Here is a 19,979-nt window from a genome sequence, read left to right as displayed (position 1 = left end):
AGGGGAGACGACCATGTTCAAGAGAGCGGCGGTGCTCGCGGTGGGCTGTGGCGCGTGGCTGTCCGGCTGCGGGGCCGACCTGGGGGAGGCGCACCCCGAGATCATCTCCAACCTGATGGAAGCGGGGTTCCAGGCCCGCGACATCCAGGTCGTGGGCGACGCCGTCTACGTGGGCGGTGACGCGGAGGTGAGCGTCGAGGCTTCCCGCGAGATGCTCCAGGCCCCTGGGGACAGCGAGGAGCAGTACCGGACGACGAACGTCGTCAACAAGTCGCTCGTGAGGAAGATCTGCATCAACCCCACGTCCGCGTTCAACTCGTACAGCCGCCTCAGCCAGGGCCTGGACCTGGCCATCCAGAACTACAACGCCCTGGGCCTCTGCTTCACGATGGTGCGGGGCCCGTCCACCGGCTGCAACGCGACCATCACCGCGGCGACCGCGGCGGGCACGAGCTACAACTCGGGCTACCCGTCGGGGGGCCTGCCCTACGGGACCATCACCATCGGCACGGGGTGGAACACCGCGCCGCTCGACACGGTCGAGCACATCGTCACGCACGAGCTGGGGCACGCGCTCGGCATGCGCCACTCGGACTACTACTCCCAGGTCATCAGCTGCGGCACGGGCGGCAGCGAGGGCACGGCGGGCGTGGGCGCCATCCTCATCCCCGGCACGCCCGCGACGTCCTATGTGAACGGGTCCATCTTCAACGCCTGCCTCCCGCCGAACCCGACCGGTGAGTTCACCAGCACGGACATCACCGCGCTGACGTACCTCTACCGCTGCTGAGGGCGCTCAGTCCGCCTGCGCCGCGCGCTTGGGCGCAAGCTGCGCTTCGAGCGTGCGCGCCCAGTGGGCCAGCACCTTGCGACGCCGGGCCGTGTCGTCGTGGAGCAGGCTCGCCAACGCCAGCCCGCGCAGCAGGTCCAGCGTCGCACGCACGGCGTCGCGGACGTCGCGGTCGCGCTCATCGAGCCCCAGCAGCTCCACGGTGAGCCGGTGCACCTCGCGGCCTACCTGCGTCTCCAACGGAATCAGGATGGCCTTCAGCTCTTCATCCGCCACGGCCGCCACCCAGAGGTGCGTCGCGGCGGTGAAGAGCGGGCCGGCGTAGACGTCGTGGAGCAGGTTCAACAGCGGCTCGACGCGCCGCCGGCTCTCCGGCAGGCCGTTCGCGCGCCGCACCAGCTCTTCGACCTGCTGACGGAAGACGTGCTCGACGGCCGCCGCGACCAGGGCCCCGCGCGTCGGGAAGTGGTGCTGGCAGGCGCCGCGTGACACTCCCGCGCGCTCCGCGATGGCGCCCATGGTCGCCCCCGCCCAGCCCTTCTCCACCAGCACCTCGATGGCGGCCGTCATCAGCTTCTGCCGCGTCACCCGGCTGCGCTCCTGCTCCTGCCGTGTCGTTCCGCTCGCCGTGCCGCTCATGGAGCCACAGTGTTGCGGCGGGAAGAAAAAAGCAATCGTGATTGCTTTATTTGGACGTGGGGGACAGACTCGGCGCTCCCTGGCTCAGGAGGTGCGATGGACGCGCGTTCGCTGCGTATCGGCAATGCATCCGGCTTCTACGGCGACCGCTTCTCCGCGTTCCGGGAGATGTTGGAGGGCGGTCCGCTGGACGTCCTCACCGGCGACTACCTGGCGGAGCTGACCATGCTCATCCTGGGGCGGGACCGGCTGAAGAACCCGGCCAGCGGGTACGCGAAGACGTTCCTGCGCCAGCTGGAGGAGACGCTCGGCCTCGCGGTGGAGCGCAAGGTGCGCATCGTCGCGAACGCCGGTGGCCTCAACCCGGCGGGGCTCGCGAGCGACCTTCGCGCGCTCGCCACGAAGCTCGGGTTGACCGTCAACGTCGCGCACGTCGAAGGCGATGACCTCGTCGGACGAGCGGACGAGCTGGGCTTCGATCAGCCGCTCACGGCGAACGCGTACCTCGGTGGCTGGGGCATCGCCGCGTGCCTGGACGCGGGCGCGGACATCGTCGTCACGGGACGCGTGACGGACGCCTCGCTCGTCGTGGGCCCCGCGGCCGCCCACTTCGGCTGGAAGCGCGACGACTGGGACCGGCTCGCGGGCGCCATGGTCGCGGGCCACGTCCTGGAGTGCGGAGCCCAGGCGACCGGCGGTAACTTCGCGCGCTTCGGCGAAATCGACGTGCGCCGGCCCGGCTTCCCACTGGCGGAGATCTTCGCGGACGGCTCCAGCATCATCACCAAGCATCCACACACCGGCGGCGCCGTCACCGTCGACACCGTGAAGGCCCAGCTCGTCTATGAGATTGGCGGTGCCCGCTACGCCGGCCCGGACGCGACGGCGCGCTTCGACACCATCGTGGTGGACGCGGACGGCACGGACCGCGTGCGCCTGTCGGGCGTGCGCGGCGAGCCGCCTCCTCCGGACGTGAAGGTGTGCCTGAACCGGCTCGGCGGCTTCCGCAACGAAGCCTGGTTCATCCTCGTAGGACTGGACATCGAAGAGAAGGCCGCGCTCGTGCGGGCGCAACTCGACGCGACGCTCAAGCCCCGGCCCGCGGAGGTCCTCTACACGCTCGCGCGCACCGACCACGCCGACGCTCCGAGCGAGGAGCAGGCGTCGGCGACGCTGCGGGTCGCCGTGAAGGACGCCGACCCGAAGGTGGCGGGCCGTTCCTTCAGCGGCGCCGTGGTGGAGCTGGCCCTGTCCAGCTACCCCGGCTTCTTCCTGCCCGCGCTGCCCAGCGACGCTTCGCCCTTCGGCGTCTACACCCCGGGCTATGTGGATGCGCGCAAGGTGCCGCACGTCGCGGTGCTCCCGGATGGCCGGCGCATCGACGTGCATCCCACGGAGGAGACGCGGCGGCTCGAACCCGTCCCCGCGCCGTCGCTGCCCGCGCCGCTCTTGGGGGGCCCCACCCGGCGCGTGCCGCTCGGCCAGGTGGCCCTGGCCCGCAGCGGTGACAAGGGCGGAGACGCGAACATCGGCGTCTGGGTCCGCACCGACGCGGCCTGGAGCTGGCTGGCGCACACGCTGACGGAGGAGCGGCTGCGCACGCTGCTTCCGGAGGCTCGGGACCTCAAGGTGCAGCGGCACGTGTTCCCGAACCTGCGCGCGCTGAATTTCATCATCGAGGGCCTGCTCGGCGAGGGCGTGTCGTCCTCCACCCGGTTCGATCAACAGGCCAAGGCGCTCGGCGAGTGGCTTCGCTCGCGCCACGTCGACATCCCTGAATCGCTTCTGTAGCGCCTTCGCACGCGCCCGAGCCCACCGAGGAAGCCCATGCAGCAGACCCAGGAACACCGCGCCATCCGCCAGACCGTCCGCAAGTTCGTGGAACAGGAGCTGAACCCGCACGTCGACGCCTGGGAGGCCGCGGAGATCTTCCCGGCGCGGGAGGTCTTCAAGAAGCTGGGGGAGCTCGGGCTGCTCGGCATCACCAAGCCCACGGAGTTCGGCGGGCTGGGACTGGACGCGTCGTTCTCCGTCGCCTTCGCGGAGGAGCTGGGCCACTGCACGTGTGGCGCGCTGCCCATGGCCATCGGCGTCGTGACGGACATGGCCACGCCCGCGCTCGCGCGCTTTGGCAACGACGAGCTGCGGCGGGAGTTCCTGGCGCCCACGCTCACGGGTGAGCGCGTCTGCTCCATCGCGGTGAGCGAGCCCGGCGCCGGCTCCGACGTGGCGAGCGTGACGACCACGGCGCGCCGCGACGGCGACGACTACGTCATCGACGGCAGCAAGATGTGGATCACCAACGGCATGCAGGCGGACTGGATCTGCCTGCTCGCCAACACGGGGGATGGGCCCGCGCACGCGAACAAGTCGCTCATCATCGTGCCCATGGACCGCCCTGGCATCACGCGGTCGAAGATCCGCAAGCTCGGCATGTGGGCGTCCGACACGGCGCAGCTCTTCTTCGACGGCGTGCGCGTCCCGGCGCGCTTCCGCATCGGAGATGAGGGGCGCGGCTTCGCGATGCAGATGCAGCAGTTCCAGGAGGAGCGGCTGTTCGTGTCGGCCAGCACGCTGGTCACCTTCGACCGGCTCATCGCGCAGACGGCGGAGTACACGCGGCAGCGCAAGGCCTTTGGCCAGTCCATCCTCGACAACCAGAGCGTGCACTTCCGGCTGGCGGAGTTGCAGACGGAGGTGGAGGCGCTCCGGGCGCTCATCTACCGGACCGTGGGCATGTACATCGAGAACAAGGACGACCCGGAGGTCGTGAAGCTCGCCTCGATGTGCAAGCTCAAGTCGGGCCGGCTGGCCCGCGAGCTCGTCGATGGCTGCCTCCAGTACTGGGGCGGCATGGGCTTCACCTGGGACAACCCCGTCGCCCGCGCCTACCGCGACCTGCGGCTGGGCTCCATTGGCGGCGGCGCCGACGAGGTGATGCTCGGGATCATCAGCAAGGCCATGGGAACGCTGCCCCGCAAGGCGCGCGGTTGAGGAGCAACACGATGGGATACCGTTCAGTCTTCGCCCCGAATTCCTTCGCGGGCCGCACCATCATCGTCACCGGCGCCGGCAGTGGCATTGGCCGGTGCACCGCGCATGAGCTGGCGTCGCTCGGCGCGCACATCGTCCTGGTGGGCCGCAAGACGGAGAAGCTCGCGAAGGTCGCTGGCGAGCTCTCCGCCGAGGGCTACGCCTCCACGCAGCACGCCGTGGACATCCGGGACGAGGCCGCGGTGAAGGCCATGGTCGCCGCCGTCGTCCAGGAGCACGGCCGCATCCACGGGCTCGTGAACAACGCCGGTGGGCAGTTCCCGTCGCCGCTGTCGCAGATCTCCAAGAAGGGCTTCGAGGCGGTCGTCTCCACGAACCTCACCGGCGGCTTCCTGGTCGCGCGCGAGGTGTTTACCCAGTCCATGAGCGAGCACGGTGGCGCCATCGTGAACATGCTCGCGGACGCCTGGAACGGCATGCCCGGCATGGGGCACTCGGGCGCGGCGCGCGCCGGCATGTTCAACCTGACGCAGACGGCCGCCGTCGAGTGGGCCGCCTCCGGAGTGCGCGTCAACGCCGTCGCGCCCGGCTGGGTCGCCTCCAGCGGGCTGGACACCTACGAGGACCCCTTCGTCCGCGAGATGATCCCCTTCCTGCGCAAGCAGGTGCCCCTGCACCGGCTGGCCACCGAGGCGGAGGTGAGCGGCGCCATCGTGTTCCTGCTCTCCGACGTCGCGGCGTTCATCACCGGCGAGGTCATCCGCATCGACGGCGGCGCGTCCTGCAACACCAAGGCGTTCCCGCTGTCGGAGCACGACAACTCGAAGCCCTACGACGGGTTCCACCTGGCCAAGGGGCCCGCCATCCTCGACGGCCCGAAGGAGAAGTGACGTGCCCACGCTCGTCTCCCAGGTCGAACCGGCCTCCGCCACCTTCACCACGCAGCGTCAGGAGATGCTCGCCCGCGTCGCGGAGCTGCGCGCCATCGAGCAGAAGTCGCGCGACACCGAGCAACTGGCCCGGGACAAGTTCAAGCAGCGGGGGCAGTTGCTCCCGCGTGAGCGGCTGGCGTTGCTGCTCGACCGGGGCTCGCCCTTCCTGGAGCTCTCCACGCTCTGTGGCTACAAGCACCACGACGACACCGACGGCTCGCTGGCGGGTGGAAACACCCTCATCGGCATCGGCTTCGTGTCCGGCGTGCGCTGCCTGGTGTTCGTGAGCAACTCCGCCGTGAAGGGCGGCACCGCGACGCCCTGGGGCGTCCAGAAGGCGCTGCGCGCGCAGGAGATTGCCCTTCAGAACCGGCTGCCCGTGGTGTCGCTCGTGGAGAGCGGCGGGGCGAACCTGCTCTACCAGCAGGAGATCTTCATCCCGGGTGGGGAGACCTTCTACAACCAGGCGAAGCTGTCCGCGGCCGGCATCCCCCAGGTCACCGTCGTCCACGGCTCCAGCACGGCGGGCGGCGCGTACATCCCGGGTCTGTCCGACCACGTCGTCATGGTGCGCGGCAAGGCGAAGGTGTTCCTCGCCGGCCCGCCGCTGCTGCTCGCGGCCACGGGCGAGGTCGCCACGGACGAGGACCTGGGCGGCGCGGAGATGCACACCACCGTGGCCGGCACCTCGGACCACCTCGCGGAGGATGACGCGGACGGCATCCGCATCGCGCGGGAGATCGTCGCTTCGCTCGGATGGAATGACGCCCTGCCGGCGTCCGCGCGTCCCGCCTTCGAGCCTCCGCGCTACCCGGTGGAGGAGCTGTGCGGCGTCGTGCCCATGGACCACCGCAAGCCTTACGACTGCCGCGAGGTGATTGCCCGGCTCGTGGATGGTTCGGACTTCTCGCCCTTCAAGGACGACTACGACGCGCTCACCGTTTGCGGCTGGGCGCGCATCGAGGGCCGGGCGGTGGGCCTCATCGGCAACAACGGGCCCATCACGGCGAAGGGCGCGACGAAGGCGGGGCAGTTCATCCAGCTCTGCTGCCAGGCTCGCACGCCCATCATCTACCTGCAGAACACCACCGGCTACATGGTGGGCACGCAGTCGGAGCAGGGCGGCATCGTGAAGCACGGCGCGAAGATGCTCCAGGCGGTGGCCAACGCGACCGTGCCGCAGATGACCCTCCTCATGGGCGGTGCCTTCGGCGCGGGCAACTACGGCATGTGCGGCCGCGCGTTCCACCCGCGCTTCATCTTCGCCTGGCCCAACGCGCGCACGGCGGTGATGGGCGGCGAGCAGGCGGCGAAGGTGCTGACCATCGTCGCCACGGAGAAGGCCCGGCGCGCGGGGCTGCCGCCTGACCAGGAGTTCCTGGACGGGATGGCGAAGCCGCTCATCGAGCAGTTCGACCGCGAGTCGGATGCCTTCAATTGCAGCGCCCGGCTGTTCGACGACGGCGTCATCGACCCCCGCGACACGCGGCGGGTGCTCGGGTTCATCCTGGCCACGTGCGACGAGGCTTCGCGCCGCACGCTGTCGCCCAACTCCTTCGGCGTCGCCCGGCTGTAGCGAGGGGAATCATGAAACGCATCCACAAGGTGCTGGTGGCGAACCGGGGTGAGATCGCCGTGCGCGTGTTGCGCACGTGCCGCCGGCTCGGGCTGCGCACGGTCGCGGTCTTCTCCGACGCGGACCGGGATGCCCCGCACGTGCGGCTCGCGGACGAGGCCATGCACCTGGGGCCGCCGCCCGCGAGGGAGTCCTACCTCTCCATCGAGAAGGTCCTCGCCGCGGCGAAGGCGTCCGGCGCGGACGCCATCCATCCCGGGTACGGCTTCCTGTCGGAGAACGAGGACTTCGCGCGCGCGTGCGCGGAGGCCGGCTTCGTGTTCGTGGGGCCGCCCGCGGAGGCCATCGAGCTGATGGGGAACAAGCGGCAGGCGAAGCTGCGCATGCAGGCCGCGGACGTGCCCTGCATCCCCGGCTACGAGGCCGCGCGCCCTGGCGAGTCCCTGGAGGACGAGGCCCTGGTCCGCGAGGGCCAGCGCGTCGGGTTCCCCATCATGGTGAAGGCTGCGGCGGGCGGTGGCGGGCGCGGCATGCGGCTCGTCCGCGAGCCGGGCGCGCTGCTCGACGCCATCCGCTCGGCGCGCTCGGAGGCGACGAACGCCTTCGGCAGCGGCGAGCTCATCCTGGAGCGGGCCATCGAAGGCGCGCGTCACGTGGAGGTGCAGGTCTTCGCGGACGAACACGGGAACGCCGTGCACCTGGGCGAGCGCGACTGCTCCGTGCAGCGCCGGCACCAGAAGGTGATTGAAGAGAGCCCGTCTCCGGCCGTCACGCCCGAGTTGCGCGAGCGCATGGGGGCGGTGGCGGTGCAGGCCATCCGCGCCATCGGGTATCGCGGCGCGGGGACCATCGAGTTCCTCCTGGCGCCCAACGGCGACTTCTTCTTCATGGAGATGAACACGCGCCTCCAGGTGGAGCACCCGGTGACGGAGCTCATCACCGGGCTCGACCTGGTCGAGTGGCAGCTGCGCGTCGCCGACGGTGAGCCGCTCCCGCTGACGCAGCCGGAGATCACCTGGCGCGGGCACGCCATCGAGGCGCGCCTGTGCGCCGAGGACCCGGCGAAGGGCTTCCTCCCGCAGACGGGCCGGCTGCTCGCGTGGGAGCCACCGGCAGGGGAGGGCGTCCGCGTGGATCATGGCGTGCGTGAAGGCCAGGACATCACGCCGTTCTATGACTCCATGCAGGCCAAGATCATCGCGTACGGACCGGACCGCGAGACGGCGCGCGAGCGGCTGGCCGCGGCGCTGCGTGAGCTGACGGTGTTCGGCGTCACGACGAACAGCGCGTTCATCCAGCACGTCCTCGGGCACGAGGCCTTCCGCTCCGGCCGGTACGACACGGGCTTCGTCGGCGCGCACACGCCTCCGGAGACGCTCCAGACGCTCGGGAAGGCCTCCCCGGAGGACCAGGCCATCCTGGCCGCCTTGCTCTTCCATGACGACGCGCAGGCGCTGGCCCGGAAGGGCGGCTTCGACGCGACGCTCACGGGCTGGAGCAGCTCCTACGCCCTGCCGGTGCCAGTCAGCCTGCATGACGGTGCTTCGGAGTTCCGCGCCTCGGTGCGCCCCGTCGCTCCGGAGGCCTACGAGGTCGGTGTCGGCGACACGCGGGTCTCGCTGTCCTTGCGCGCCCTGTCCGCCGAACGCGCCGAGGTGGAGGTCGCGGGACGTCGCCGCGCGGTCCGCTACCGCCGGGCGGGCGGCACGCTCTGGTGCACGCTCGACGGCATCACGCGCCAGCTTCGCGACGTGTCCTTCCGGCCGCCCTCCGAACGCGAGCGCGCCAGCGATGGCCGCCTGCGCGCGCCCATGGACGGCCGCATCATCCGGGTGAGCGCCGAGGTCGGCGCGACCGTGAAGAAGGGCGACGTGCTGGTGGTGCTCGAAGCGATGAAGATGGAGTCGTCCCTCATCGCGCCGACGGATGGCGTGGTCACGGCGGTGAACGTCACGGTCGGGGCGCAGGTTCCGGCACGGCATGTGGTCGCGGTCGTCTCCCCCGCGGCGAAGGAGGCAGCATGAGTGAAGCACCGCTCGTCCGGTACGAAGTCTCTCGTGGCGTCGCGACCCTGACGCTCGACTCGCCGCGCAACCGCAACGCGCTGTCGCGAGCGCTCGTCACGCAGCTGCTGGAGCGGCTGAACGCCGTGGGCGCCGACCCGGGCGTGCGCGCGGTCGTCCTCGCGGCGACGGGGCCCGCGTTCTGCGCGGGGGCGGACCTGTCGGAGATGGCGGATGGAGGCGCCGCGAAGGCACCGGGCGTGCTGCTCGACGTGCTGCGCACGATCGTGACGCTGCCCCAGCCCGTCGTGGCGAAGGTCGCCGGGCAGGTGAGGGCGGGCGGCATCGGCATTGTCGGCGCGTGCGACGTGGCGATCGTCGCGGAGTCCGTGAAGTTCGCCTTCACCGAGGCGCGCATCGGCGTGACGCCCGCGGTCATCTCGCTCACCACGCTGCCGCACCTGACCAGCCGGGCGGCGAGCCGCTACTTCCTCACCGGTGAGGCCTTCGACGCGGCCGAGGCCGCGCGCATCGGGCTCATCACCACCGCGGTGCCGGACGCGTCGCTGGAGGGCGCCGTCGAGCAGGTCCTGGAGACGTTCCGGGTGTCGTCGCCGCAGGGGCTGCGTGAGACGAAGCAGTTGGTGGCCGCCGGTCTGCGCGCGCGCATCGACGCGGGGGGCGCCGAGATGGTCGCGCTCTCCGGCCGGCTGTTCGCCTCCGAGGAGGCCCAGGAGGGGATGCTCGCCTTCCTGGAGCGCCGGCCTCCTTCGTGGGCCGCGCCGAAATAGGCTGCGGGGGCACCCGGTTCGACCCGACGCCCGAACGGGCGGAATGGAGCACACGATGTCCGCGATCCAGGCACCTCGGTCCCCGCGCATCAGCCGCGTCTCGCTGGGAGACATCGTCCACCGGTCGGCGTTGCGCTGGCCGGAGCGGACGGCCCTCGTCGACGGGGAGCTCGAGTTCTCCTACGCGGAGCTCGACCGGCGCTCGAGCGCGTTCGCGCACTACCTGCTCGCGCAGGGGCTGCCCCAGGGGTCGCGCATCGCGATGCTCTGCGGCAACTCCGCGCAGATGGTCACCGCGTTCGTGGGCATCTACAAGTCAGGGCTCGTCTGGGTGCCCATCAACACCGGCCTCTCCGTGGAGGCCGTCCGGTACATCCTCGAACACGCCGAGGCGACGCACGCCGTCGTCGACGCCGAGCTCCTCGCGAAGCCCGGGCTGCGGGCGATGCTCGATGCGCTGGGCACCCGCGTCATCGTCTGCGTGCCGGAGGGGCAGGCGGCGCCGGGCGGGGACACGGTCGCGTTCCTGGACATGCTGAAGGGGCAGCACGGCACGCCGCCGGAAGTGGACATCCAGAGCGGCCAGCTCGCGCAGATCATGTACACCAGCGGCACCACCGGCCTGCAGAAGGGCGTCATGCATTCGCATGCGTCGGTGCAGGCGGCGCTGAGCGGGAACCTCTTCGAGCTGGGCATGCGCACGTCGGACTCCACCCTCTGCGTGCTCCCGATGTTCCACTGCGCGCAGCACGCCATCGTGATGACCTTCCTGCTGGCCGGGGCGACCGTCGTCGTGCGGCGGGCCTTCGAGCCGGGCGCGATGCTGGCGACCATCGAGCAGCGCGGCATCACGTTCCTCATGGGCCTGCCGGTGATGTACGGCGCGATGCTGGCGCACCCGGCGCGTCCGGCCACGAAGCTGTCCAGCCTGCGCCTGTGCCTCTACGTGATGGCGCCCATGGCCCGCACGATGCTCGTGGAGCTCATCGAGCACTTCTGCCCGGGCGGCTTCGCGCTCGCGTCGGGACAGACGGAGATGTACCCCGCGACGACCCTGTTCAAGCCGGAGCAGCAGCTCAAGCGGTTCGGCTCGTACTGGGGCGACTCGGCGGTGACGAACGAGACGGCCATCATGGACGACGAGGGCCGGCTGCTCGGGCGCGGCGAGGTGGGGGAGATCGTCCACCGCGGGCCGAACGTGATGCTCGGCTACTACAAGGACCCGGAGGCGACCGCGCGGGCGAGCGCCTTCGGCTGGCACCACACCGGCGACCTGGGCATGTTCGACGCCGACGGCCAGCTGCTCTTCGTGGACCGCAAGAAGGACATGATCAAGACGGGCGGAGAGAACGTCCCGTCCATCAAGGTCGAGGAGGTCCTCCTGCGTCATCCGGCGGTGCTCCAGGTGGCGGTGGTGGGGCTGCCGCATGCCCGCTGGGCGGAGGCGGTGACGGGCTTCGTCGTGCTCAAGCCCGGCGCCTCCGCGACGGAGGCGGAGATCAACGCCCACTGCCGCCAGCACCTGGGTGGGTTCGAGGTGCCCAAGGCCATCGTCCTGCTCCCGGCCATGCCGCAGACCAGCACTGGCAAGGCCCAGAAATTCGTGCTCCGTCAGCAATACGCCACGCACTACGATGAAGGGCGTGACGACCCGAATCCCGCCTGAGTCCGCCCCGCCGAAGAAGACCGCCCTGCCTGGAGTCGCGCTGGGCTTCGCCATCGCGGGCATGTGCATCTACTGCCTGTGGCCGGTGGGGCTCGTGCTGGCCATCCTGGCGATGCTGAAGACAGGCAAGCCGGAGCATGCCGGACGCAGGGGGCTCGCCACCGCGGCGCTCGTCGTGGCGGGACTGGGGCCCTTCATCATCGGCATCCAGTTCGCCCTCGCCATCCCCAACTTCATCAAGTTCCAGGCGCGCACGAAGCAGGCGGAGTGCAAGATGAACCTGAAGGCGGTCTTCACCGCGGCCAGGGTGAGCCTGGTGGACGATGAGCCCCTGGTCAGCCTCGATGCGATGGGCATCGAGGCGGGACCGCGCAATCGCTATGCCTATGTGCTGCGGATGCCGGAGGAGATCATCCCCGTGGGGAGTGCCTTCCCCGCGCTCGCTCCAGAGGCCATCGAGGCGGCCCTGGCCCAGGCGGGTGTGAAGCCAGGCGTGGAGGGGACCTGTCCGGACTGCATCGTGACGGCCGCGTGCGTGGGCAACGTGGACGACGATGACACGCTGGACGTGTGGAGCATCTCCACCGTCAACCGCACGGCCGCCAACGGAGAAACCATCGAAATGGGCACGCCGTACAACCACGTGAACGACGTCCGGCAGTAGCCATGGCCCAGACCGTTCGGACACGGAAGCCGGCGCGCGTCATGGTCCTGGGCATTGCCTTGCTGGTAGCGGGCGCTGCGCTCTGGGTTGGGGTTTCGTGGCTGGCGGAGCTGCGAGAGCCGTATCGGTTGCCCTGTCACACGCTCAAGTGCCAGATGAGCTGTCTCCTCGCGGAGAGCACGCTCCACACCAGGTGCATCTACGGGGAATGCAGCTGCGGCCGCTGAGCCCATCACGTCCCCAGGACTGACTGCACGTGGCCGGGTCGTACGGCCGGGCCCACCACGCAGGCCCGGCCGCGGTTCATCCGCTGCGGCCTACTGGCAGATGGTCTCAGGCGAACACACGCACTGCCCACCGCCCACGCCGGCACACTGGCGGAAGCACGAGCAGTCTTCGTTCATGCAGATGTTGGAGCAGAGGCCGATGGCCTCGGAGTTGGTGGGCATCAGCGCCCCGACGGCGCCACCGGCCACGACGCCCAGCATGAATACGAACTTCGCGATTCCCTTGCGCATGTACGACCTCCCGGGTTGAACAGCCCGTCCATTCTAGAGACGAGTCCTCGATTCGACGAGGCTCGACACCGAGGGCCGGGGGTGGGTGCCGACGCCTCTTCGATGAAGCCTCCCCGTCCCATCCGAGGTGTGCGTACCCGACTCCAAACCCACCCCCAGGGTCAGTGGCTCCCGAGGAGCTGTTTCTCGACCTTCCACCCGGGCCAGTGAGGGAGGTGCATGCAATGAAGGCATTCAAGGCGGTGCTGCTGGGAACGCTCGTGTCGGCGCTGCTCGTTGGCGCGGGGTGCAAGACCACGAAAGGTGAGGGGGCGGAGGGGAGCGGCACGGGTGGCTCTGGAACGGGCGGCTCCGGAACGGGGGGCTCTGGAACGGGGGGCTCCGGAACGGGTGGCTCCGGAACGGGTGGCGCCGGATGGATGGCCCCAAGCGTCGGCGGCAGGACGAACGTCGGAAGCTCCAAGGACTCGGAGGGATCCGAGACCGGCTCTGGCGACGTTGGCGGATCCGGTTCGGGGACAAGCCAGGGGACTCGCGGTTCCAGCACGGGCGGCTCCAGCACGGGCGGCACCGGCGGTTCCAGCACGGGCGGCACCGGCGGTTCCGGCACGGGCGGCAGCGGCATGGGCGGCGGCTCCACCTCCGGCGGTACCTCCAGCGGAGGTGGCACGGGCAGCGAATCAAGCACTGGCGGCTCGGGTGGTGGCGGCTCCGGTGGCGGTGGTTCGAGCACTGGCGGCTCGGGCTCGGGCTCGAGCTCGGGCGGCTCAGGCGGAGGCGGAGGCGGTCTGAGCCGCTGACCCTGACGAGCCGGGGACGCGCGATGGGCGTCCTCGGCTCTCGATGAGGGCCTTGCCCTGGGGCCAGGCGTCCGTGTGGCGCCTGAAGCCCTGGCGTGCGGCCTTCCGCGGATGCGCCGTGGACGACATTTCCACTGGCTTCACGTCCAGAAACCCTGGCGTGCGCGGGTGCCTGCCTCGTTCTGCCTGGTCCCGGACGCATCTGACGCTTCCCCGAGGCACCTCCTGTGCGTATCACTGGCCTTCGTGCGCACGCCCACCGACCGCTTCCTGCCGCCCCGCACCGACGCTTCCTCCTCCACGGCGCTCCAGCGCGGACGGGTGGTCGTCATCGCACCCACGCGGGCCGCGTGCGAGACCATCGAGCTGGCGCTCGGGTTGGAGCTGCGCACGTACCTGGAAGAGCACCACGGCGAGCGCCTCCTTGCGCTGGCGCGGAGCGGGCAGGGGTTCGGCATCGTCGCGGGTACTGGCACGGGCAAGACGCTCGCCATCCGCCCCATCGCGGAGGAGATCACGGGCCGACGGCCCCTGCGGGTGACAGTGGTCAACCGTGAGCGGGAGGCCACCGCGGAGACACCGCTCGCGGACGTGGCCATCGTCACCACCGGCATCGCGCGGCGCTGGTTCCAGGGCGGCGTCATCCGGCGCGAGGACACGCTCATCGTGGATGAAATCCACCAGACCTCCGCGGAGCTGGAGCTGTGCCTGGCGCTGGGCAAGCGCGTGGGCTGCCGCTTCATCTGGCTGTCCGCCACGGTGGATCCGGCCTTCTACTCGCGCTACCTGGACAGCGCGGACGTGCTCCAGGTGTCCACCTTCGACCCGGCCAAGGCGGCCCTCGTGGAGGTGGAGCGCCGCCAGCCGTTGTCCTTCCTCGATGACGCCTTCCTGCGGGACGCGCAGCAGCGAGGGCGCGGCGTGGGCGTGTTCCTGGCCACGCGCGCTGGGGTGGAGCAGGCGGCGGCCCACGTGCGCGCGCGCGCGCCGGAGGTGCACGCGGCGCACTATCACGGCGGAGAACCGCTGCGCGCCATCCGCCCCTTCCTGGAGGGCACGGCGCCCCGGCCCTTCGTGCTCGCGATGACGGCGGCGGGACAGAGCGCGCTCAACGTGCCGGGCCTGGACACCGTCGTCATCGACGACCTGCGCTTCTCGAACGTGGTGGAGGGCAGCCGCAACGTGCTCACCCGCGTGCACCTGGGCAACAACGAGTTGTTGCAGATGGCGGGGCGCGTGCACGGGCGGGTGGCGGGCGGGCGCGTCTTCATCCTCAGCGACCGGTTGATCCACTTCGCCTCGCTGCGGCCCACGGAGCCCGAGTTCCAGCTCGCGGGCGAGCCGGAGCGGGTGGCGCTCACCGCGGCGGCCCTGGGTGTGCGGGCGGATGAGCTGGACCTGCCCGTGCCGCTGGACCGCGCCGCCTATCGGCGGGCGCTCGCGAAGCTGGAGGCGCGCGGCATCGTGGACGCGGACGGACGGCTGTCCGACTACGGCCGCGCGGTGGAGGCCCTGCCCGTGGAGCGTCCCTGGGCGGAGCTCATCGTCAACGCGGAGGACACGCTGCTGCCGTTCCTCGCGGTGTGCAGCGCCGTGGAGTCGCTGCACCGGATGACGCGCGAGGAGCGGAACCTGGAGGGCGTGCTCGTGCAGGGCAGCGACCACCTGACCGCGTACAACCTGTACGCCGAGGCCTTCCGGGAAACGGGCACTGTGGGGGATGTGCAGGGGCTGCCGCGCCACGTCTTCAACCCGGAGAAGCTCGCGGTGTGGGCGGAGGGGCGCGGGGTGCTGGTGAAGGCCCTGGAGGACGCGGCGCTTGCGATGGCGAGCGTGTACCGGAGCGTGGGGTTGGCGCTGCCCGCGCGCATGCCGTTCGCGAGCTCCAGCGTCCACCATCACTTCTGCGACCTGCTCGCGCGCTTCATGCCCTTCGACCTGGTCATCGACGAGCGCACGGCCTGGGGTGAGCTCACCCGCGTGTCGAAGACGAGCGTGTGCGGCAACCTGGGCGCGGTGGTGGGCACGCTGCGCTACTTCGCCGACCGCAATGGTGAGTCGCAGGGCGCCATCGAAGGCACCCAACTGCCCCAGTCGCTGCTGCGCCGCTACGCGCGCCGTCACGCGGAGGCGCTCACGTATGACGTGCGCTTCCGCTCGGTCGTGCTCGTCAAGCGGCTGGACTACTACGGCTTCACGCTGGAGCAGGAAGTGGACGTGCTGCGCGCCTGGGGGCCGGAGCTCGCCAAGGCGGCCCGGCACGCGCTCGCGGAGGCGCTGGCGCGAGGCGAAGCACCCCATCCCGCGGTGGACCGTCACCGGGTCGCCATCGCCGAGGTGCGCGAGCTGTGGCGCCGTTCGGGAGGCATCACCGCGCCGCTGGGGCACCCGGAGCTCACCGCGCTCTACGAGGCGCAGCTGGACGGCGTGGACACGCTCGACGACTTCCGGGAGCGCCCGCTGCGGCTGGACCTGGACGCGCTCGTGCCGCGCACGACGCGTCAGAAACTCCTGGCGCTCCCGGACACCGTGGAGGTCCGCGAGCACGCGGTGCCGCTCGAATACGACGTGGAGGAGCTGTCGGACGGGGCCCTGCGGGGCGTGGTGCGGCTGCTCCTGCCAGAGAAGCTCGCCCGCACGTTGGTGCAGGAGGAGCTGCCGCTGCTCGACCGGCCCCAGCGCTTCAGCGTGGCCCGGGGCCGGCGGGGCGTGCTCCAGGCCCGCTCACTCCTCGAACTCCAGGAGCTGCTCGACCAGCCCTGGATGCCGGACGAGATCGCCGAGGCCAACCGGGAGCGTCAGCCCCCGGAACAGGAGCGGGAGCGCGGCGCCCCCTGGCGTGGAGGGCCGCGGGGCCACCATGGCAAGCCGCCCAGGAATGGAAGACGCCCGGGAGGCGGCGGACGGCGGCGCTGAGCCGCGAATGTCGACGTGCGGAGCAGCGTCATCCCGCGTGTCGATCCAGCCAGAGCCTCAGGGCGCGCGCGATGTCCTCGGGTGCGTCTTCCGGCGCATGGTGCCCCGCGCGTCCCAGCGGAACGATTTCGAGGGCCGGGAGGTGGGCTCGCGCCCACTCGATGATGTGCGGTGCGTTGAGCCCCGCGTCGCCGAACGTCAGCAGGAGCACCGGCTTCACGGAGGGCTGCGCGAGCCACGCGTCATAGCGCTCGATCACCGCGGCGACGTCGGCGGGCTCACCGTCGATAGGAATCTCGCGAGGCCACTGAAGCACCGGACGTCGCGACGCCGCGTCTGGATAGGGAGCCTGGTAGACGGCCCGGTCGCTCTCCGCGAGGCCCCGCTGGACGCCATTCGCGAAGGACCTCTCCAGGAACGCGTTCTGTTCGAGCACGAGCGTCTCACCCAGTCCCGGCGTGCGCAGGGCGCGGAACAGTTGCTCGCCCTGGGGAGGCCAGTCGCTCCAGCGCATGGGGCGGAGGAACGTCTCGAACACGGCCACGCCCCGCACGCGCTCCTGATGTCGCCGCGCCCAATCCAGGGCCAGCACTCCGCCCCAGTCGTAGCCGACGAGCACGACGTCCCGCAGGCCGAGCGCGTCGAACCATGCATCGAGGTACCTCGCGTGGTCCGCGAACCGGTACGGGATGTCCGGCTTGCCCGAATCCCCCATGCCGATGAGGTCGGGCGCGAGGCAGCGGCCCCGGTCGGCGAGCCTCGGGATGACGTTCCGCCACACGTGTGAGGACGTGGGGTTGCCGTGCAGGAACACGATGGGCGAGCCCGTCCCAGCCTCACGGTAGGAGATGAACGAATCCAGGACCTGGACCTGGTGAACCATGGACATGGGCGTGCTCCGGGAAGGAAGCGGTGGAGAGGTGTGGCATGCGATGAGCACGCCCGCGACGAGACAGCCGAGCAGTCTGTGCATGCACCCATGATGGGGAAGGGGACACCTCGCTGGTAGTGATGGTTCGTGAGGTCTAGGCTCACCAACCGTGAGCATTTCGATCGCCGCCCTCGACCTCAACCTCCTGCTGGTGCTCCACACCGTCCTCACCGAGCGCAGCGTGGTGCGCGCGGCCGAGCGGCTCCACGTCACGCCGTCCGCCATCAGCAACAGCCTGGCGCGCCTGCGGTCCGTGCTGGGCGACCCGCTCGTCACCCGCAAGGGCCGCGGCATCGTCCCCACGCCCCGGGCGCTCGCGCTGGCCCCCGCCATCGCCCGGGGCCTGCGCGAACTGGAGTCCGGCCTTCACGAGGCCCCATTCGAGCCGGCCCGCTGCACGCGCACCTTCACGCTCGCCGTCGCTGATGCGGGGCAGGTGACGTGGGGACCGCGAATCGCCGCCCGGATGGCCCAGCAGATGCCGGACGCGCGCCTCTGCGTGGTCGGAATCGCCTCGCTCGTGGCGCTCGGGGACCTGACGTCGTCACAGGTCGACCTGCACATCGGCCTCGCCGGGCGGGGCGCGGGCCTGCACGTCGAACCGCTGCTGGACGAGCGCACCGTCCTGGTGGCCCGCGAGGAGCACCCCGCGCTCACGAGGCGCCTGTCCCCGCGTGCGCTCGGCGCGCTCCGTCACGTGGGCGTGGAGATGGTCCCGGGCAAGGGCTTCCGGGATCTCGTTGGCGCCGCGTACGCACGCGCGGGCATCCGCCGGGAGGTCGCCATGACGGTGCCGTCCTTCCTGACGGCGGCGGCAATCGTGTCCGCGACCGACCTGGTCGCGACGTTGCCGGAGTCCCTCGTCGCGGCGCAGGGCGCGCGCCTGGGGGTTCGCGGCGTCAACGCGCCGGTCCCCGCGCACATCGTCAAGCTGGCCCTGTGCTGGCACGACCGCACCCATGCCGACCCGGCGGCGCGGTACTTGCGTGAACTGGTCCGGCGCGCGGTCCTGGACGCTTGACCATCAGAAGCTGAATCCCTCCCGCGGTCGGTAAATCGTGGATTTTGTGATAGCCCGGCCCAAACCCTGGAGGCGCAATGTCGAAATGGAGTGCCTGTCTGTTCTTGCTGCTGTCCGCGTGTATGTCATCGGAAGGGGAGGTCGCACTGGCTCCGGGGGACCAGCAGCAGGCCCTGCCGGGCTCGGAGGTCATCGACTTCGCCTCGGTCAGCACGCAGGCGAACACGGACGCGTCGGGCAAGAGCGGCGGCATGGCCGTGCTCAAGACGAACAGCGCGAACTGCACGGTCGGCGCGTACGCGGACTGCTATGCGCAGTACATCGAGTTCAGCCCCAGCTACACGGGCTACCTGTCCTTCAATCTCTCCAGCCTCACCCAGGCCGCGCCCACCCCGGCTCAAGTCTCCCAGCTCAGCCTGCTGACGAAGTACCAGGGGCCCGGCGTCGCCGCGTCCTACTATCAGTGGCAGCTCTACCGGTTCTCCACCTCCAGCTGGGTCAGCATCGCCAACTCACAGGGGCGCGGTGACTGGGTATGGACGCCAGCCCTGACGCTCGCGCTGCCCACCACGGAGACCGCGTCGAACTTCGTGTCGAGCACCGGGGAGATCCGCGCGCGCCTCATCAAGGGAGCCGGGACGGACGCGGCGCAGCTGGACAGCCTGCGCCTCCAGGTGTCGTGGGACATCGCCTCGTCGTGCACGCCAGAGACGGACGCGGCCTTCTGCGCGCGGTTGGGCAAGAACTGCGACACGGTGGCGGGCACGGACAACTGTGGCCAGTCGCGCACGGTCTCCAGCTGCGGCACCTGCCAGAGCCCGGCGACCTGCGGCGGTGGTGGCACCCCGAACGTCTGTGGTGAGGCCTCCGCCTGCACGGTGGCGGCCTTCCCCAAGGGCACCACCTGGATGTGGGACCTGGAGCACGCGTCCATCCCCACGAACCTCAACGCCCAGGTCTACGTCGTCGACCTCTTCAACACGACCGCCGCGAAGATCCAGGAGTACAAGACCGCCGGCAAGAAGGTGGTCTGCTACTTCAGCGCGGGCTCCTATGAGGACTGGCGGGAGGACGCGAACCAGTTCCCGCAGGACACGTACTGCACCCCAGGGGAGAACTGCTCGCAGTCCGTGCACATCATGGGCGACTGGTGCACGAGTGGCGGCGGCTGTGAGTGGTGGTTGGATCACCGCAAGCCGGCGGTGCGCACGGTGATGACGTCGCGCATGCAACTGGCGAAGAACAAGGGCTGCGACGCGGTGGAGCCGGACAACATCGACGGCTACTCGCACGACGACGAAATCAACTGCACCGACCAGGCCTGCTGGGGCCTCACGGCGGCGAACCAGCTCGACTACAACCGCTGGCTGGCCACCACCGCCCACTCCCTGTGCCTGGGCATCGCACTCAAGAATGACGTGGACCAGGTCCCCGCGCTCGCGGACTCCTTCGACTTCGCCATCAACGAGGAGTGCCAGCGGTTCAACGAGTGCGGCACGTACAAGACCTGGTTCACGAACAAGAACAAAGCGGTCTTCAACGCCGAGTACCGGAAGGACTCGAGCGGGGACATCACCAACTGGACGTCGTGCACGGGCACCGGTGCGACCTGCGCCTGCGGTGAGAGCAACTTCGCCCAGGGGGACCTGCGCACCCTGGTCTTCACAACCGCGTCGGTCCGGTACGACAACCTCCAGTTCACCTGCTGGTAGCGCGGGGGCCGGGGCGGTCCTCCCGC

16 protein-coding genes are annotated in these 19,979 nt (G+C 70.4%); 13 read left to right on the top strand and 3 right to left on the bottom strand.

All coding sequences use genetic code 11. The features are described 5' to 3' along the window. Positions 1-13 precede the first annotated feature (13 nt). On the top strand, positions 14-790 hold the full coding sequence (locus JYJ93_RS27615) for a zinc-dependent metalloprotease (protein WP_206796959.1): 777 nt from the start codon (positions 14-16) through the stop codon (positions 788-790). A 6-nt stretch (positions 791-796) separates the two neighbouring features. Here the strand turns inward: JYJ93_RS27615 and JYJ93_RS27610 are convergent, their stop codons facing one another. Then, positions 797-1,429, bottom strand: a complete 633-nt coding sequence (locus JYJ93_RS27610; protein WP_206796958.1) for a TetR/AcrR family transcriptional regulator — start codon at positions 1,427-1,429, stop codon at positions 797-799. Between the two features lie 96 nt (positions 1,430-1,525). Here JYJ93_RS27610 and JYJ93_RS27605 point away from each other — a divergent pair, with 96 nt between their 5' ends. Genes JYJ93_RS27605 through JYJ93_RS27570 form a run of 8 tightly spaced genes read left to right on the top strand, consistent with a single transcriptional unit; the run spans position 1,526 to position 12,055 of the window. Then, on the top strand, positions 1,526-3,220 hold the full coding sequence (locus JYJ93_RS27605) for an acyclic terpene utilization AtuA family protein (protein ID WP_206796955.1): 1,695 nt from the start codon (positions 1,526-1,528) through the stop codon (positions 3,218-3,220). A gap of 36 nt (positions 3,221-3,256) precedes the next feature. Continuing rightward, a complete protein-coding gene (locus JYJ93_RS27600) occupies positions 3,257-4,423 on the top strand; it encodes an acyl-CoA dehydrogenase family protein (RefSeq protein WP_206796954.1) in 1,167 nt (388 codons plus the stop codon). Positions 4,424-4,434: 11 nt separating this feature from the next. Then, positions 4,435-5,313: an SDR family oxidoreductase gene (locus JYJ93_RS27595; RefSeq protein WP_206796943.1), complete on the top strand. Its 879-nt coding sequence runs from the start codon at positions 4,435-4,437 to the stop codon at positions 5,311-5,313. Position 5,314: 1 nt separating this feature from the next. After that, complete coding sequence (locus JYJ93_RS27590; RefSeq protein WP_206796941.1) at positions 5,315-6,931, top strand: acyl-CoA carboxylase subunit beta; 1,617 nt, start codon at positions 5,315-5,317, stop codon at positions 6,929-6,931. An 11-nt stretch (positions 6,932-6,942) separates the two neighbouring features. Further along, positions 6,943-8,955, top strand: coding sequence for an acetyl-CoA carboxylase biotin carboxylase subunit (locus JYJ93_RS27585; RefSeq protein ID WP_206796939.1), 2,013 nt, complete (start codon positions 6,943-6,945; stop codon positions 8,953-8,955). Beyond that, a complete protein-coding gene (locus JYJ93_RS27580; RefSeq protein WP_206796937.1) occupies positions 8,952-9,725 on the top strand; it encodes an enoyl-CoA hydratase family protein in 774 nt (257 codons plus the stop codon). The genes JYJ93_RS27585 and JYJ93_RS27580 overlap by 4 nt, the downstream gene beginning before the upstream one ends. Positions 9,726-9,780: 55 nt before the next feature. After that, positions 9,781-11,391 carry an AMP-binding protein gene (locus JYJ93_RS27575; RefSeq protein ID WP_206796935.1) on the top strand — a complete coding sequence of 537 codons (1,611 nt, stop codon included), beginning with the start codon at positions 9,781-9,783 and terminating at the stop codon, positions 11,389-11,391. Next, complete coding sequence (locus JYJ93_RS27570) at positions 11,360-12,055, top strand: pilin (protein WP_206796927.1); 696 nt, start codon at positions 11,360-11,362, stop codon at positions 12,053-12,055. The genes JYJ93_RS27575 and JYJ93_RS27570 overlap by 32 nt, the downstream gene beginning before the upstream one ends. A gap of 317 nt (positions 12,056-12,372) precedes the next feature. Here the strand turns inward: JYJ93_RS27570 and JYJ93_RS27565 are convergent, their stop codons facing one another. Continuing rightward, the gene (locus tag JYJ93_RS27565) at positions 12,373-12,573 is read right to left on the bottom strand and encodes a hypothetical protein (RefSeq protein ID WP_206796925.1); all 201 of its coding nucleotides are present in this window, start codon (positions 12,571-12,573) and stop codon (positions 12,373-12,375) included. Positions 12,574-12,992: 419 nt separating this feature from the next. On the opposite strand from JYJ93_RS27565, the gene JYJ93_RS27560 reads away from it, so the two are divergent. Together JYJ93_RS27560 and JYJ93_RS27555 are read left to right on the top strand one after the other, a co-directional pair. Further along, positions 12,993-13,373, top strand: coding sequence for a hypothetical protein (locus JYJ93_RS27560; protein WP_206796923.1), 381 nt, complete (start codon positions 12,993-12,995; stop codon positions 13,371-13,373). A 246-nt stretch (positions 13,374-13,619) separates the two neighbouring features. Further along, positions 13,620-16,289, top strand: a complete 2,670-nt coding sequence (locus JYJ93_RS27555; protein ID WP_206796915.1) for a DEAD/DEAH box helicase — start codon at positions 13,620-13,622, stop codon at positions 16,287-16,289. Positions 16,290-16,317: 28 nt separating this feature from the next. Here JYJ93_RS27555 and JYJ93_RS27550 read toward each other — a convergent pair whose 3' ends face one another. Beyond that, positions 16,318-17,178, bottom strand: coding sequence for a haloalkane dehalogenase (locus tag JYJ93_RS27550; protein WP_206796913.1), 861 nt, complete (start codon positions 17,176-17,178; stop codon positions 16,318-16,320). Positions 17,179-17,329: 151 nt separating this feature from the next. On the opposite strand from JYJ93_RS27550, the gene JYJ93_RS27545 reads away from it, so the two are divergent. Together JYJ93_RS27545 and JYJ93_RS27540 are read left to right on the top strand one after the other, a co-directional pair. Further along, on the top strand, positions 17,330-18,241 hold the full coding sequence (locus JYJ93_RS27545) for a LysR family transcriptional regulator (RefSeq protein ID WP_206796911.1): 912 nt from the start codon (positions 17,330-17,332) through the stop codon (positions 18,239-18,241). A 77-nt stretch (positions 18,242-18,318) separates the two neighbouring features. Next, entirely contained in the window at positions 18,319-19,953 is a 1,635-nt protein-coding gene (locus JYJ93_RS27540; protein ID WP_206796907.1) for an endo alpha-1,4 polygalactosaminidase, read from the top strand. Positions 19,954-19,979: the final 26 nt, after the last annotated feature.

It is taken from the genome of Corallococcus sp. NCSPR001, assembly GCF_017309135.1.
Taxonomy (GTDB): Bacteria; Myxococcota; Myxococcia; order Myxococcales; family Myxococcaceae; genus Corallococcus.
Note: the sequence above shows the minus strand (reverse complement) of the source record. Positions and strands in the feature narration are given on the sequence as shown.

Excerpts from the sequence above, each read along its gene's own strand:
- JYJ93_RS27540 (WP_206796907.1), top strand. The coding sequence starts at position 18,319 with ATGTCGAAATGGAGTGCCTGTCTGTTCTTGCTGCTGTCCGCGTGTATG.
- JYJ93_RS27550 (WP_206796913.1), bottom strand. The coding sequence starts at position 17,178 with ATGTCCATGGTTCACCAGGTCCAGGTCCTGGATTCGTTCATCTCCTAC.
- JYJ93_RS27595 (WP_206796943.1), top strand. The coding sequence starts at position 4,435 with ATGGGATACCGTTCAGTCTTCGCCCCGAATTCCTTCGCGGGCCGCACC.
- JYJ93_RS27615 (WP_206796959.1), top strand. The coding sequence starts at position 14 with ATGTTCAAGAGAGCGGCGGTGCTCGCGGTGGGCTGTGGCGCGTGGCTG.
- JYJ93_RS27560 (WP_206796923.1), top strand. The coding sequence starts at position 12,993 with ATGGCCCCAAGCGTCGGCGGCAGGACGAACGTCGGAAGCTCCAAGGAC.
- JYJ93_RS27580 (WP_206796937.1), top strand. The coding sequence starts at position 8,952 with ATGAGTGAAGCACCGCTCGTCCGGTACGAAGTCTCTCGTGGCGTCGCG.
- JYJ93_RS27610 (WP_206796958.1), bottom strand. The coding sequence starts at position 1,429 with ATGAGCGGCACGGCGAGCGGAACGACACGGCAGGAGCAGGAGCGCAGC.
- JYJ93_RS27600 (WP_206796954.1), top strand. The coding sequence starts at position 3,257 with ATGCAGCAGACCCAGGAACACCGCGCCATCCGCCAGACCGTCCGCAAG.
- JYJ93_RS27565 (WP_206796925.1), bottom strand. The coding sequence starts at position 12,573 with ATGCGCAAGGGAATCGCGAAGTTCGTATTCATGCTGGGCGTCGTGGCC.
- JYJ93_RS27570 (WP_206796927.1), top strand. The coding sequence starts at position 11,360 with ATGAAGGGCGTGACGACCCGAATCCCGCCTGAGTCCGCCCCGCCGAAG.
- JYJ93_RS27575 (WP_206796935.1), top strand. The coding sequence starts at position 9,781 with ATGTCCGCGATCCAGGCACCTCGGTCCCCGCGCATCAGCCGCGTCTCG.
- JYJ93_RS27605 (WP_206796955.1), top strand. The coding sequence starts at position 1,526 with ATGGACGCGCGTTCGCTGCGTATCGGCAATGCATCCGGCTTCTACGGC.
- JYJ93_RS27585 (WP_206796939.1), top strand. The coding sequence starts at position 6,943 with ATGAAACGCATCCACAAGGTGCTGGTGGCGAACCGGGGTGAGATCGCC.